A 13981-nucleotide genomic window follows, 5' to 3' on the forward strand; every position below is an offset into this window, starting at 1 on the left:
GTCACACCGCCTCGATCAGCATGGCCCCGCCAAGCCCGCCACCGATGCATTCGGTGGCCACACCACGGCGCGTACCGAGCCGCTTCATCGCGTTGACGAGATGCAGCACGATGCGGTTGCCGGAGGTGCCGACGGGATGACCGAGCGAGATCGCACCGCCATCGACGTTGAGCTTGTCACGGTCGATCTCGCCGGCGGCGCCCTCGAGTCCCAAAATTTCGCGGCAGAATTTATCGTCGTTCCAGGCAGCCAAGCAGCCGAGCACTTGCGTGGCGAACGCCTCGTTCAGCTCCCAGGTCTCGACGTCCTTGATAGTAAGGCCATTGCGCTGGAGCAGCGACGTCGCTGACATCACCGGACCGAGGCCCATGATGCTGGGATCGAGCGCCGCCCAGTTGCTGTCGACGATCGCGGCCTTCGGCGTGAGCTTGTGTTTTGCGACCGCGGCGTCGGAAGCCAGGATCACCCAGGAGGCGCCGTCGGTGATCTGCGAGGAATTGCCGGCGGTGACCTGGCCCCAGGGGCGCTCGAACACCGGCTTCAGCTTTGCCAGCGTCTCGGCCGTCGAGTCCGGGCGCACGCCGTCATCGTGGTCGAAGAACTTGCCGTCGCGCGAGAACGCGGTCTCGACTTCGCCTTTCAGATAGCCCGCGCCTTGCGCATGCGCGAGCCGGCGATGGCTCTCGGCGGCATAGGCATCGGACTGCGCCCGCGTAATGCCGAAGAGATGACCGACGACCTCGGCGGTCTGCCCCATGTTCAGGTCGGTGACGGGATCGGTCAGCCCGCGTTCCAGGCCGATGATCGGCTTGAGATAGCGGGGGCGGAGCCTGAAGGCCGCGGCGAGCTTCGCGGCCACGCCCTTGCCGGTGGCGAGGCCGGCGAACCAGCGCACACCCGAATTCGACCAGACCAGCGGCGCGTGGCTCAACGCCTCGGTGCCGCCGGCGAGGATCATGTCGGCATGGCCTTCGCGAATGTAGCGATAGGCGGTGTCGATCGACTGCATGCCGGAGCCGCAATTGATCTGCACGGTGAAGGCGACCATGTCCTCGCCCATGCCGAGCCGGAGCGCGGCAACGCGGGCCGGATTCATCTCGTCCGCAATCACGTTGACGCAGCCGAGAATGACCTGGTCGAAGCTATCGGGCGCAAACGGCTGGCGCGCCAACAGCGGCCGGCCGCATTGCACGGCGAGATCGACCGGCGTGAACGGTCCTGGCCCCGAGCGTGCCTTCAGAAACGGCGTCCGGCTGCCGTCGACGATGAATACCGGTCGTGCCATCAGCCCGTCGCCCTCTGTTCACCGAGTTCCTGGAAGAACTGATGCACATTGACGGTTTTCTTGTAAATCGGCGACAGCGCCTCCGGGGCAAAATCGTCGACCTCGATCACGTCTTTGACGGCCTGATGGGCCGCGGCAAGCTGCTCGCCTTCGGCCTGCGTGATCACGCCCTTGGCGACCGCATCATTCCAGTCGCGCAGCTGCGCGGCGCGCATGCGCTTGGCGATCGCATCGCTGCCGGTGGCCAGCATAAAGGCGCGCTCCAACCGGGCAAAGCCGCCATCGTCCTCGACATGGGCCAGATCCGGCGTCAGACGCTCACGCGCCGCCGAGGGCTCCAGCACGATGCCCGCGCATTGATGCACGACGCGGTCGGACGGGCCGAGCACGCGGGCACCGAACGGCTGGACCACCAGCTTGAGAAACATTGCGACGAAGCGATTGGGCAGGTTGGCGAGAATTTCGGCGAGCCGGTTCTCGATCGTCCTGAAGCCGCTGGCCATGCACCATTCCAGCGCGGCAAAGTCCTCCTTCTGCCGGCCCTCGTCGTGCCAGCGCTTCAGCGCCGCGGAGAGCAGATACAGCTCGGACAGGATGTCGCCGAAGCGCGCCGACAGCATCTCCTTGCGCTTGAGCGCGCCGCCGAGCGTCAGCAGCGCCATGTCGGCGCAGAGCGCAAACGCCGCCGCATAGCGCGAGAGCTGGCGATAGAACGGCGTGGCGTCGCCCGCATCAGGCGCAAGCGCGAAGGCGCCAAAAGTCCAGCTCCGGCCGATGGCGCGAAACAGCGTCCGGAAGCTGTGGCCGACATGCTTCCAGAAGGCTTTGTCGAACGCGGTGAGGCCACGCTCGCGATCGGCGTCGGCGAGCGCGTTCATCTCGTCGAGCAGATAGGGATGCGCGCGGATCGCGCCCTGCCCGAACACGATGAGATTGCGCGTCAGGATGTTGGCACCCTCCACCGTAATCCCGACCGGCACGGCGCGGTGCAGATTGCCAAGATAGTTTTGCGGACCATCGATCACGGCCTTGCCGCCATGGATGTCCATGGCATCGTCGATCGCGATCCGCATCCGTTCGGTCGCCTGCAGCTTCATAATGCCGGAAATGACGGCGGGATGAACGCCGGCGTTGAGCGCCGCACAGGTCAGCCGCCGCGCCGCGTCGAGTTGATAGGCGGTGGCGACGATGCGCGCGAGCGGCTCCTCGACGCCTTCAAACTTGGAGATCGAGATCCCGAACTGCTCGCGGATGCGCGCGTAGGCGCCGGTGGTCCGCGCGGCATAGGCGGCACCCGCGGCCGAGAGCGATGGCAGCGAGATGCCACGACCGGCGGCAAGCGCCGTCATCAGCATCTTCCAGCCCTGCCCGAGCCGCTTCTTGCCACCGATGACATAATCCAGCGGGATGAAGACGTCGCGGCCCCGGTTCGGCCCGTTCTGGAACACCTGCATCGATGGCAGATGGCGCTGGCCGATCTCGACGCCGGGCAGATCGGTCGGGATCAGCGCGACGGTGATGCCGAGCTCTTCCTGCTGGCCGGCGAGATGATCGGGATCATAGGCCTTGAAGGCGAGGCCCAGCAGCGTCGCGACCGGGCCTAGCGTGATGTAGCGCTTGTGCCAGTTGAGCTTGAGCCCGATGACCTCGCGGCCATCGAACTCTCCCTTGCAGATGATGCCGCTGTCGACCATCGAGGCGGCATCGGAGCCGGCTTCAGGGCTGGTGAGGCCGAAGCAGGGAATATCGCGGCCGTCGGCGAGACGCGGCAGCCAGTGCGCCTGCTGCTCTTTTGTGCCGAAACGCATCAGGAGCTCGCCAGGCCCCAGCGAGTTCGGCACCATCACGGTGACGGCGGCGGCGATCGAGCGGGTCGATATCTTGCGCACCACTTCCGAATGGGCGTAGGGCGAGAAGCCAAGGCCGCCGAACTCCTTCGGGATGATCATGCCGAAGAATCTCTCGCGCTTGACGAAGTGCCAGACGTCCTGCGGCAGGTCGCGCCATTCCCAGAAGATCTTCCACTCGTCGAGCATGGCGCAGAGCTCGTCGACGGGACCGTTGAGGAAGGCCCGCTCCTCCTCGGTCAATCTGGCTGGCGCAATTTTCAGCAGTTTCGACCAGTCAGGATTGCCGGTGAAGAGATCCGCGTCCCACCAGACGTCGCCCGCCTCCAGCGCTTCGCGCTCGGTGTCGGACATCGCGGGCAGCACACCGCGCGCCCAGGAGAAGATCGGCTTTGTCAGGGTGTCGCGGCGGAAGCTCATGGCTGACCTCATGCATCGGCGCGGTTATCGGCATTTTAGCGGAAACTGGCTGGCGGAGGCGAACACTTCGCCTGCAAAATTGACGCGGCCGGGCGGCCGCCCCCAGGACCATAACGGCGGGGGCGCGGGGGCAGTTCCGGGGAGGGAGATTGGGGCTAGATGTCTCTCCGCCTCATTCCGGGGCGACGCGCAGCGTCGAGCCCGGATTTCATAACCACCATCGGGAGTATGGATTCCGGGTTCGCGCCTCGCGGCGCACCCCGGAATGACGGCGTGAGAGAGGCGCCTGCCTAGTCCGGCCGAACCATCTCGAACATGTTTTCGGGCTTGATCTCGAAATAATCGCCGCGGCGGCCGGCGCGGACGATCGGGCGGGCGGCGGCCGTCTGGTAGACACCGTCCTTGATCATGGCCTTGTCGATGTGCACGGCGACCACCTCCCCTAGCGTCAGCCAGGCGTCGGCGGCTTTGCCATCGGCGCCTTTGAGACGGACGATGTCGGACACCCTGCACTCGAAGGCGACCGGGCTTTCGCCGACCCGCGGCACGTTGACGAGCTTGCCGGGAACGGCGGTGAGCCCCGCAAGCTTGAACTCATCGACCTCGGGCGCGACATGCGCGGCGGTCGCGTTCATATGCTTGGCCAGATCCATCGTCGCGAGATTCCAGACGAACTCGCCGGTCTGCTGGAGATTCTCGACCGTGTCCTTCCAATTGGTGGAGGAGAAACCGATGATCGGCGGCACGTAGCAGAAGGCGTTGAAGAAGCTGTAAGGCGCGAGATTGACGTGACCCTTGGCATCGCGCGAGGAGATCCAGCCGATCGGCCGCGGCGCGATGATGGCGTTGAAGGGATCGTGCTTGAGGCCATGGCCCTTGGAGGGCTCGTAGAAATACAGGTCTTTGTCGGTCACGCGCTGCTTCCTTTTCGTCATTGCGAGCGCAGCGAAGCAATCCAGAATCCCTCCGCGGAGACAGTCTGGATTGCTTCGCTGCGCTCGCAACGACAGAGTTTGTTGGTCCGTCCTGCGCCGCCACCAACCGGTCAGCCCGAGGCGGTCGACTGCTTATAGGGAGAAACTTCCCGCCCCGTCAGTGGCGCGGCGACAGACCCGCGATGACGAAATCGATCATCTGGTCGATGGTCGGGCCCGGCTTGGTGGCACACTGGGCAATCATCTGGGGGTGGAAGAACCGCATCATCGCGGTGCAGGCGCACAGCGAGGCCAGCTGGAGGTCCGGCGCTTCGAACTCGCCGGAGGCCACGCCCTGCGCGATCATCTGGCCGACGACGCCGGCGATGCACTCCATATGATTGACGCAGACCTGCCAATCCTCCTGCATCGCGATCTCGACCATCTCGTGCAACTTGTTGTCGCCGACGTAGCGCTCGGTGTTCATGCGATGGATGGTGGTGAGCAGTTCGCGGAAGCGCTCCGGCACCGGCCCTGGCCTCGCCACGATCCGCTGCGCCTCGAGCTCGACCTCGCCCATCAGCCCGCTGGCCACCGCCTGATGGATCGCCTTCTTCGATTCGAAGAAGCGATAGACATTGGCGGGGCTCATCCTGAGCTCCTTGGCGATGTCGCCGACCGTGGTCTTCTGGTACCCGATCTGGCGGAACAGCCGTTCGGCCACCTCGAGGATACGATCCCGGGTGTCGCCTTCGATATGTTCCGCAACCAGTGTCATCTGTCAGGACTCGTCAACCAGCACTTCATCTCACCTATTCAGCCGCTTCAGCAAGCGGAATTGCGCGGGGGTCATCGCTCCCATGCTGCGGCGCGGCAGGCTGCTCGGGGTTGCCCGCCTCGTCCAGGCTCTTCCTGAACCACAGCGCATAGAGGCCCGGCAGGTACAGCAGGGTGAGGAAGGTCGCCACGAACAGGCCGCCCATGATGGTGATCGCCATCGGACCCCAGAAGGCCGAGCGCGACAGCGGGATCATGGCGAGGATAGCGGCGAGCGCCGTCAGCACCACCGGACGGGCGCGGCGGACGGTTGCCTCCACGATCGCCTCGCGCCGGGTCAGGCCGTGGGAGACGTCGGTCTCGATCTGGTCAACCAGGATGACCGTGTTGCGCATGATCATGCCGGCGAGCGCGATCAGGCCGAGCAGCGCCACGAAGCCGAACGGGGCGTTGGCGACGTTGAGGCCGAGCGAGGCGCCGACGATGCCGAGCGGCGCGGTCAGGAACACCAGGATCAGGCGCGAGAAGCTCTGCAGCTGGATCATCAGCAGCGTCAGCATCACCATGACCATCACCGGAAAGAGGATGAAGATCGAGGCGTTGCCCTTAGCCGATTCCTCGAACGCGCCGCCCGCCTCGATGCGGTAGGCCGGCTCGAGGTGATCCTTGATCGCCTTCAGCTTCGGCGCGATCTGGTTGGTCACGTCGGGCGCCTGCACGCCGTCGACGACATCGGAGCGCACGGTGATGGCCATGTCACGGTTGCGCCGCCACATGATCGGCTCCTCGTGCGCATACTCGATCTTGGCGATCTGCTGCAGCGGCACGGCAACGCCATTGCGCGAGGTGATGGTGAGGTCGCCGACACCGCCGAGGTCAAGGCGCTCGGACGGAACCGCACGCGCGACCACGCCGATCTTCTCGATGCCGTCGCGCACGGTCGTGACCTGCGAGCCCGAGATCAGCATCGCGAGCGCCTGTGAGACGTCCTGCGGGGTCAGGCCCATAGCGCGGGCGCGATCCTGATCGACGACGAGCTTGAGGTATGGCGACTGCTCGTTCCAGTCGAGCTGGACGTCCTTGACGCTCTTGTTCTGCCGCATGACGTCGCGAACCTGGTAGGCGATCTCGCGCACCGTGTTGGCGTCGGGGCCGATCACGCGGAACTGCACGGGGAAGCCGACGGGAGGACCGAAATTGAAGCGGTCGACGCGGACGCGCGCCTCGGACAGGAAGCCCTCGGCAGCCGCGTTCTCGATCTTGGCCTTGATGCGCTCGCGCGCCTCGACGCCCTTGGCGACGACGACGATCTCGGCAAAGGCCTCGTTCGGCAGCTGCGGATTGAGGCCGAGCCAGAAGCGCGGCGAGCCCTGGCCGACATAGGACGTATAGGTCTCGATGTCCTTGTCGTCCTTCAGCAATGTCTCGGCCTTCTTCACCGCCTTTTCGGTGACGTTGAAGGCGGTGCCCTCGGGCAGGCGCAGCTGGAAGAACAGCTCGGGCCGCTCCGACAGCGGGAAGAATTGCTGTTGGACATGGCCGAATCCGACGATCGAGGCGACGAAGACGCCGACGGTCGCGGCCACCACGGTGATGCGATGGTTGACGCACCATTGCACGATGGCGCGCAGGCCCCGATACATGCGGGTCTCGTAGACCGCGTGCGGATCGTGGTTGTGGTGCACCTTGATCTCCGGCAGCAGCTTGACGCCGATATAGGGCGTGAAGATTACCGCCACGAACCAGGAAGCGACCAGCGCGATCGCCACGATCCAGAAGATGCTGCCGGCATATTCGCCGACCGCGGAATTGGCAAAGCCGATGGGGAGGAAGCCAGCGGCCGTGACCAGCGTTCCCGTGAGCATCGGAAACGCAGTTGATTCCCAGGCAAAGGACGCCGCACGCATGCGGTCCCAGCCCTGCTCCATCTTCACCACCATCATCTCGACCGCGATGATGGCGTCGTCGACGAGCAGGCCGAGCGCGATGATCAGCGCGCCGAGCGTGATGCGATGCAGGTCGAGCGACATCGTGTTCATGACGACGAAGACGATGCCGAGCACCAAAGGCACCGACAGCGCGACCACGATGCCGGTGCGCCAGCCGAGCGCCAGGAACGAGACGAACAGCACGATGACGAGCGCTTCCATGAAGGAGTGCACGAACTCGCCGACGGCGTGCTCGACCACCTTGGGCTGGTCGGCGATCAGCTTGACGTCGATGCCCTGCGGCACCGCCTTCATGAAGTCAGCCGTCGCCTTCTCGACCTCCTTGCCGAGGTCGAGGATGTTGGCACCCTTGGCAGTGACGACGCCGATGCCGATCGCGGCCTTGCCTTCCTGGCGGACGACGAAGCTCGGCGGATCGACATAGCCGTGGGTGACGGTGGCGATATCCCCTAAGCGGAACACGCGGCCGTTGCTCTCGACCGGCGTTTCGGCAACGGCCTTGGCACCGTCGAGCGCGCCGGTGACACGGAGCGGCACGCGCTGCGAGGAGGTCTCAACCGTGCCGGCGGGGGTCACGTTGTTCTGCTTGGCGAGCGAATCGAACAGCGCCTGCGGCGTGATGCCGAGGGTGGCGAGTTTGGCGTGGCTGAACTCGACGAAGATGCGCTCGTCCTGGTTGCCGTAGACGTCGACCTTGGTCACACCGGGCACCTTGAGCAGGCGCTGGCGGAAGCCTTCCGAAACCTTCTTGAGCTGGGCGTAGTCCGTCCCGTCGCCGGTCATCATGTAGAGGATGGAATCGACGTCGGAGAACTCGTCGTTGACGACGGGTCCCAGGATGCCCGATGGCAGCTGACCCTGCACGTCGACCAGCTTCTTGCGCAGCAGATAAAAGAGATAAGGCACGTCCTTCGGCGGCGTGCTGTCGCGGAAGGTCACCTGCAGCGCGGTGAAGGCGGGCTTGGAATAAGTCTGCACCTTCTCGAAATAGGGCAGCTCCTGGATCTTCTTCTCGATGGGATCGGCGACTTGCGTCTGCATCTCCTGCGCGGTCGCGCCCGGCCAGATCACGGAGACGTTGACCACCTTCACCGTGAAGAACGGATCCTCGGCGCGGCCGAGCTTCTCATAGGAGAAGAAGCCGGCGACGCCGAGAATGATCATCAGGAAGAGAACCAGCGTCGGATGGCTGACGGCCCAGGCCGAAAGGTTGAAGCGCTTCATCGCTCTCTCCGAAAAGACGATCCAATTGCCAAAAACACGACAGTCACTCTGTTCAACCCGTCGTCGCGAGGCAGCGAAGCAATCCAGGGGGCTGGGCAGGTTCTGGATCGCTTCGCCGCTTCAGCCCAAGCATTGGCGCCGGGGCCGAAACTCGCCTTGCAACGACGGAACTCGACTTCTCTTGTCATTCCGGGATGGTCCGAAGGACCAGACCCGGAATCTCGAGATTCTCAGGTGCGCAATTGCGCACCTTAGTTCACGCTACGCGTGCCCCCGGAATGACGAGAGTTAAAACGACAGTGACGACACGACCCGCACCCGCTGGCCCGGATCAAGCTTCTGCACACCGAGGGCAACGATCTTGGCGCCCTCTTCCACGCCGCTGGTGATGACGACGTCGTTGCTCTCGTAGGACTTCACCGTCACCGGCTTCAGCGTAAGCGCGCCGTTGTCGTCGACGACGTAGAAGGACGGCTTGCCGCCTTCGTTGAACAGGGCCGACAGCGGCAGTCGCGCGACGCGCTCGGTCGCGGCATCCGACAGCGTGAGCGTCGCGGTCATGCCGAGCGCGACCTTGTCGTCGGCCTCGGGCAACGAGAATTTCGCAAGATAGGTGCGCGTGGCCGGATCGGCCGCTGGCGCGATCTCGCGCAGCTTGGCTGTGTATTTCTTGTTCGGCTCGGACCAAAGAGTGACGCTGGCGACGCCCGACTTGGCACGTCCAACCAGCGTCTCAGGGATCGCGACGACCGCTTCCTTCTCGGCAAAGCGGGCGACACGGATCGAAGCCTGGCCCGCGGCGACCACCTGGCCGGGCTCGATCAGCGTTGCGGTGACGACGCCACGGGCGTCGGCAACGAGCGTCGCGTAGGAAAGGGAATTCTTGCTCAATTCGAGCGCGCGCTCGGCGCGGTTCAAGCGCGCGCGGGCTTCGTCGGCGGCGGCGCGGCTCGAATCCATCTGTGCGTCCGTGGTCCAGCCCTTGGCCTTCAAATCCTTGGCGCGCTGCTCGGCGGCCGCCGCCTGGGCCAGCACGCCGGTGGCCGCGGTCTGTTCGGCGAGGGCCTGCTCGGCCTGCAGCTTCAAATCGACCTCGTCGAGGGTCGCGAGCGGCTGGCCGATTTCGACGGTCTGACCGACCTCCACGAGGCGCTTGGCGACCTTACCGGCGACGCGAAAGCCGAGGTCACTCTCGATCCGCGGCCTGACGGTGCCGACGAAGCTCCGCTCCGGCGTCTCGGAATCATAATGCGCGGTTGCGACCAGAACCGGCCGCGGCGGCTCGGCCTTCTCGGCGACGGTGTCATTGCACCCGGCCAGGGTCGCGGCCATCAGGGCCAGCGATACACCCGCCAACAGCCTGGAATAACTCGACGAAACCGACCGGACGAACATCGAAGGACACTCCTGTATCTCGAATGAGAGGAATGTCGACTAATCACTGATGAAAGTCAATAATCGTCAGTCATCAGAAAAGCGTGATCGTTAAAGTGGTGAGTTCCTACCGGATTGGCAGAGTTCTCCCATCTTGATATGGTTACATGTAACCATTGGAGGGACCCATGCCGTCCTCGTCTAAGCCAAAGTCGTCTCGGGCCAAGGTCCGCGAGCATAGAGAGCGACTGCGCGCTCAGGGACTGCGTCCGATCCAGATCTGGGTCCCAGATGTCCGTTCAGCGTCCTTCAAGGCCGAAGCCCACCGCCAGTCACTGGCGGTCGCGACGAGCCCCCACGAGCAAGAGGATCAGGCCTTCGTTGATGCGATCTCCGATTGGCCTGGCGAACCGGAATGACCTGTAGACAGATCCCAGAATTCAGTCGGCAGGGTCTCAGGTAAGAAACATTTTCGCAGGAAGCTTTGTCCAAAACTCGCCCCACTGAAACCCGTCCGCGCGCGGACGGACGTCCAGCAACGGAGCACGCCCAAGATGGCGGTTTATCGAGCAATGCGGAGAGGCGACGTTTGGACAGCAGCCGGCGGAAAGGACCATGCAGGGAAACCACGTCCGGTTGTCATCGTGCAGGACGACGATTTCGACGCAACAGAGTCGGTCACGGTTTTCCCAATAACAACATACGAAACTGAGGCGCCGATCTTCCGCCTGCTGCTTGAACCGAACGATCGTAATGGCCTCCGGGTGGCATGCCGCCTGATGGTCGACAAGATCACCACAGTGCCGAAATCCAAGATGGGGACGTCGATCGGGCGGCTCGATGACGAGGATCTCTTACGCCTCAATCGCGCCTTGCTGGTGTTTCTCGGACTAGCTGGCTCACAAAAAGCCCGTGGCGCAGATTAGCAGCCCGTACGCCACAGCAGCATCGTCCTTCCGGGATGGTCCCGAAGGCCACCCCGGAATGGCAGCCAATTCCTACTGTCGCTGCTCCACAAACTCGTGCTTGCTGTCGTGACCTCCCACAAACACCAGGATGCCGGCAAGCAGAGGCAGCACGGCGAGCACCAAGAGACCGGTCGAGGTCTGGCCCGTGGCTTCCTTGACCCAGCCGATCAGGTACGGCCCGCCGAAGCCGGCGAGGTTGCCGACCGAGTTGATCAGGGCGATCGCGCCGGCGGCCGCGGTGCCGGAGAGCCAGGCGGTCGGCAGGGTCCAGAACACACCGAAGCAGCAGAACACGCCGATGGCCGCGACAGTCAACACCACCATCGTCAGCGTGGGATCGGTGAGGTAGCTGGAGACGGCGAGCGCGACGGCGGTGAGCAGCAGCGGCGCGCCGACATGCATCACGCGCTCGCGCGTCGCATCGGAGTGCCGCGCCCACAGGATCATGGCGATGGTGCCGAACAGATATGGGATCGCGGTGACGAAGCCGGTCTGGGCGTTGGTGAGGCCGAACGCCTTGACGATCTGCGGCAGCCAGAACTGCATGCCATAGAGCGCGCCGACGAAGCCGAAATAGATCAGGCTGAGCGCGATCACCTTCGGCGACGACAGCGCCTGGCCGAGCGAGGGATGCTTCACCGCCTGCTTGATGGCGATCTCCGAATCGAGCTTCGCCTTGAGCCAGGCCTTCTGCTCGCCCGACAGCCAATCCGCCTTCCCCGGCTTGTCGGTGAGATAGAACCAGGTGACGATGCCGAGCAGTACGGAGGGGATGCCCTCGATGATGAACAGCCACTGCCAGCCCTTCAGGCCCATCAAGCCGTCGAGCCCGAGCAAGAGGCCCGAGATCGGCGCGCCAATCACGGTCGAGACCGGCACCGCGATGGCGAAGGCCGCGAGAAAGCGGGCGCGATATTCGGCCGGATACCAATAGGTGAGATAGAGGATGATGCCGGGAAAGAAGCCGGCCTCGGCGACACCGAGCAGGAAGCGCAGGACGTAGAAGCTCGTCACGCCGCTCGTCAGCGCCATCAGCGCCGAGATGATGCCCCAAGTCACCATGATGCGGGCGATCCAGCGGCTGGCGCCGAACTTCTCCAGCGCCAGATTGCTCGGCACCTCGAAGATGAAATAGCCGATGAAGAAGATGCCGGCGCCCCAGGAGAAGATCAGCGGCGTGAACTTCAGCTCGGCGTTCATGGTCAGCGCGGCGAAACCGAGATTGACGCGGTCGAGATAGGAGAAGAAGTAGGCCAGCACCAGGAACGGAATCAGGCGCCAGGAGATGGCGCGGATGGTCGAGGTCTCGATTTCGCTCTTGGCGTTCTTGGCGCCGCCGGCGGAACCGGCATAGGTGGTGGTCTGGCTCATGGCTCCCCCCGGGGTTGTTGCTTTTCTAGGGCCGAGTGGCGGTTTTGAGCATCGTGGGCGAAGAGTCAATGGAGCGAGCAATGCACGGGACGCAGCCGGATCACGCCATTGCGCCGATGCAGATGGCGATGATCCGCGCCATCCTCGCTCTGCTCGCGATCGCTTGCGGGCTATCGTTGCGCTGGTACGGCTTTTCGCTCGGCCTCCCCGCTTTCGCGGTGAAGTATGGCGGCTCGCTATTGTGGGCCACGATGGTGTTTCTGCTGGCCGGCGTTTTGCTGCCGCGACTCACGCGGACGCGGATCGCAGCCGTCGCGGCGATCATCGCAGTCGTCGTGGAATTCTCCCGCCTGGTGCACGCGCCATGGCTCGATGCATTCCGGCTGACGACGGCCGGCGCGCTGCTACTGGGGCGAATCTTCTCGCTGTGGAATCTGGTGGCATATGCGGTCGGGATTGCGGTTGCCGTGTGGATCGATCGGCTAGCCGAGAAACGTAGGGTGGATTAGCGAAGCGTAATCCACCGCTTTCGTCTCTGCAGAAACAGACAGTGGTGGATTACGCCTTCGGCTGATCCACCCTACGATCCGCCTTCACTCCGCGAGCTGAAACCGCTCGAAGCGATCGAGCTCCTCCTCGATCCTTTGCTTGAGCTCCTTGCGGCCCGCAGTCTTCTTCCCCTGCCCGATCCAGGTCCATTTCTGCATCAAGAGCTTCTTGGCCTGCCGATCGGTCTTCAGATCGAGCGCGGCGACGATCTCGTCGCCGACCAGCACGGGCAGCGCGAAATAGCCGAGCTTGCGCTTGGCCTTCGGCACATAGGCCTCGAACAGATGGTTGTAGCCGAAGATGAGATTGGTGCGCTTGCGCTGGATGATCAGGGGATCGAACGGCGAGAGGATGTGGACGAGATCGGGTGAGACCGCCTCACCGCCCGCCTCGAGCGCGGCCGGCACCGCCCAATGCTCCTGCTTGCCGGCGCCGTCGATCGCAACAGGCACGAGCTCGCCGCGGCGCACGCGCGAGGCGATCAGGCCGGCCACCGCCTTCTTGCGCGGCGCGTCGAGGTGGCAGATGGAATCGAGGCTCACCACACCTTGCGACCGCAATGCGCGCTCGAGCAGATAGGTCGTGATCTCCTTTGCCGAGGCCGGCCTCGGCAGCTTGTCCCAGCCGAAATGGCGCGTCATCAGCTCGTAGGTCTTGAGCATGCCCTGCCGCTCGCTGATGGTCACGGCGCCGGTATAGAAGGCGAGCTGCAGCGCCCGCTTCGAAGGCTTGCGGCTCTGCCACAGATGCTCCTTCTCGGTGAGCACGTCATCCTCGATGTCGCGGATCGTCAGCGGACCGGCACGCACCAGCCGCATCACCTTGCGCATGTCGGCCGGCTGCACCGAGGCGAACCATTTGTGCCCCTCGCGCTGATGTTCGCGCATCGCCGGCAGGAACATGCGGAAGTCGCCGGTCGGCACGTAAGAGAGCGCATGCGTCCAATACTCAAACACGCTTCTGTCGACGCTCTGGGCATGACGCAAATCGGCGCGGCGATAGGACGGGATACGGCTGAACAGGATGTGATGATGGCAGCGCTCGATGACGTTGATGGTGTCGATCTGCACATAACCGAGATGGGCGACCGCATCCGCGACGGCCTTTGCTCCCTCGCCGAACGGGGTGCGCTCATCCAGCCGCTGGGCATGCAGCCAGATCTGCCGGGCCTGTGTCGTGGTGAGGGGGTGGGGTTTGGGCGTGCGTGACATTGCAGAACGCAATGTAACGGGATTCGCGCCGGGAGAAAGAAGCGCAGGCAAAACGCCGAAAGAAAAGACCGCGCTGCCATCTGCTGACAGCG

11 protein-coding genes are annotated in these 13981 nt (G+C 64.2%); 3 read left to right on the forward strand and 8 right to left on the reverse strand.

The genetic code is table 11. The features are described from left to right. Window position 1: 1 nt before the first annotated feature. The 6 genes from XH84_RS01180 to XH84_RS01205 all read right to left on the reverse strand — a co-directional run bounded on the left by XH84_RS01180 (window position 2) and on the right by XH84_RS01205 (window position 9811). Window positions 2-1285, reverse strand: coding sequence for an acetyl-CoA C-acetyltransferase (locus tag XH84_RS01180; RefSeq protein WP_128916578.1), 1284 nt, complete (start codon window positions 1283-1285; stop codon window positions 2-4). Then, window positions 1285-3552 (reverse strand): acyl-CoA dehydrogenase, encoded by a 2268-nt coding sequence (locus XH84_RS01185; protein ID WP_164935882.1) that lies wholly within the window; start codon window positions 3550-3552, stop codon window positions 1285-1287. The genes XH84_RS01180 and XH84_RS01185 overlap by 1 nt, the downstream gene beginning before the upstream one ends. 290 nt (window positions 3553-3842) lie before the next feature. Beyond that, window positions 3843-4466 (reverse strand): flavin reductase family protein, encoded by a 624-nt coding sequence (locus XH84_RS01190; RefSeq protein WP_128916576.1) that lies wholly within the window; start codon window positions 4464-4466, stop codon window positions 3843-3845. A gap of 178 nt (window positions 4467-4644) precedes the next feature. Then, window positions 4645-5244: a TetR/AcrR family transcriptional regulator gene (locus tag XH84_RS01195; protein WP_128916575.1), complete on the reverse strand. Its 600-nt coding sequence runs from the start codon at window positions 5242-5244 to the stop codon at window positions 4645-4647. 34 nt (window positions 5245-5278) lie between these two features. Further along, the gene (locus tag XH84_RS01200) at window positions 5279-8416 is read right to left on the reverse strand and encodes an efflux RND transporter permease subunit (protein WP_128916574.1); all 3138 of its coding nucleotides are present in this window, start codon (window positions 8414-8416) and stop codon (window positions 5279-5281) included. A gap of 288 nt (window positions 8417-8704) precedes the next feature. Further along, window positions 8705-9811 (reverse strand): efflux RND transporter periplasmic adaptor subunit, encoded by a 1107-nt coding sequence (locus XH84_RS01205; RefSeq protein WP_128916573.1) that lies wholly within the window; start codon window positions 9809-9811, stop codon window positions 8705-8707. A gap of 167 nt (window positions 9812-9978) precedes the next feature. Between XH84_RS01205 and XH84_RS01210 the strand changes: the two genes are divergently transcribed. Continuing rightward, a complete protein-coding gene (locus XH84_RS01210) occupies window positions 9979-10209 on the forward strand; it encodes an antitoxin MazE family protein (RefSeq protein ID WP_128916572.1) in 231 nt (76 codons plus the stop codon). Between the two features lie 153 nt (window positions 10210-10362). Continuing rightward, window positions 10363-10716, forward strand: coding sequence for a type II toxin-antitoxin system PemK/MazF family toxin (locus XH84_RS01215; protein WP_128917152.1), 354 nt, complete (start codon window positions 10363-10365; stop codon window positions 10714-10716). A gap of 72 nt (window positions 10717-10788) precedes the next feature. Here the strand turns inward: XH84_RS01215 and XH84_RS01220 are convergent, their stop codons facing one another. Then, complete coding sequence (locus XH84_RS01220) at window positions 10789-12129, reverse strand: MFS transporter (protein WP_128916571.1); 1341 nt, start codon at window positions 12127-12129, stop codon at window positions 10789-10791. 80 nt (window positions 12130-12209) lie between these two features. On the opposite strand from XH84_RS01220, the gene XH84_RS01225 reads away from it, so the two are divergent. Further along, the gene (locus XH84_RS01225; protein WP_164935881.1) at window positions 12210-12638 is read left to right on the forward strand and encodes a ribosomal maturation YjgA family protein; all 429 of its coding nucleotides are present in this window, start codon (window positions 12210-12212) and stop codon (window positions 12636-12638) included. 84 nt (window positions 12639-12722) lie between these two features. Here XH84_RS01225 and XH84_RS01230 read toward each other — a convergent pair whose 3' ends face one another. Continuing rightward, window positions 12723-13889, reverse strand: a complete 1167-nt coding sequence (locus XH84_RS01230; RefSeq protein WP_128916569.1) for a winged helix-turn-helix domain-containing protein — start codon at window positions 13887-13889, stop codon at window positions 12723-12725. Between the last annotated feature and the right edge of the window lie 92 nt (window positions 13890-13981).

The organism is Bradyrhizobium nanningense, from assembly GCF_004114535.1.
Taxonomy (GTDB): Bacteria; Pseudomonadota; Alphaproteobacteria; order Rhizobiales; family Xanthobacteraceae; genus Bradyrhizobium; species Bradyrhizobium nanningense.

Excerpts from the sequence above, each read along its gene's own strand:
- XH84_RS01185 (WP_164935882.1), bottom strand. The coding sequence starts at position 3,552 with ATGAGCTTCCGCCGCGACACCCTGACAAAGCCGATCTTCTCCTGGGCG.
- XH84_RS01180 (WP_128916578.1), bottom strand. The coding sequence starts at position 1,285 with ATGGCACGACCGGTATTCATCGTCGACGGCAGCCGGACGCCGTTTCTG.
- XH84_RS01230 (WP_128916569.1), bottom strand. The coding sequence starts at position 13,889 with ATGTCACGCACGCCCAAACCCCACCCCCTCACCACGACACAGGCCCGG.
- XH84_RS01215 (WP_128917152.1), top strand. The coding sequence starts at position 10,363 with ATGCGGAGAGGCGACGTTTGGACAGCAGCCGGCGGAAAGGACCATGCA.
- XH84_RS01205 (WP_128916573.1), bottom strand. The coding sequence starts at position 9,811 with ATGTTCGTCCGGTCGGTTTCGTCGAGTTATTCCAGGCTGTTGGCGGGT.
- XH84_RS01200 (WP_128916574.1), bottom strand. The coding sequence starts at position 8,416 with ATGAAGCGCTTCAACCTTTCGGCCTGGGCCGTCAGCCATCCGACGCTG.
- XH84_RS01195 (WP_128916575.1), bottom strand. The coding sequence starts at position 5,244 with ATGACACTGGTTGCGGAACATATCGAAGGCGACACCCGGGATCGTATC.
- XH84_RS01210 (WP_128916572.1), top strand. The coding sequence starts at position 9,979 with ATGCCGTCCTCGTCTAAGCCAAAGTCGTCTCGGGCCAAGGTCCGCGAG.
- XH84_RS01225 (WP_164935881.1), top strand. The coding sequence starts at position 12,210 with ATGCACGGGACGCAGCCGGATCACGCCATTGCGCCGATGCAGATGGCG.
- XH84_RS01220 (WP_128916571.1), bottom strand. The coding sequence starts at position 12,129 with ATGAGCCAGACCACCACCTATGCCGGTTCCGCCGGCGGCGCCAAGAAC.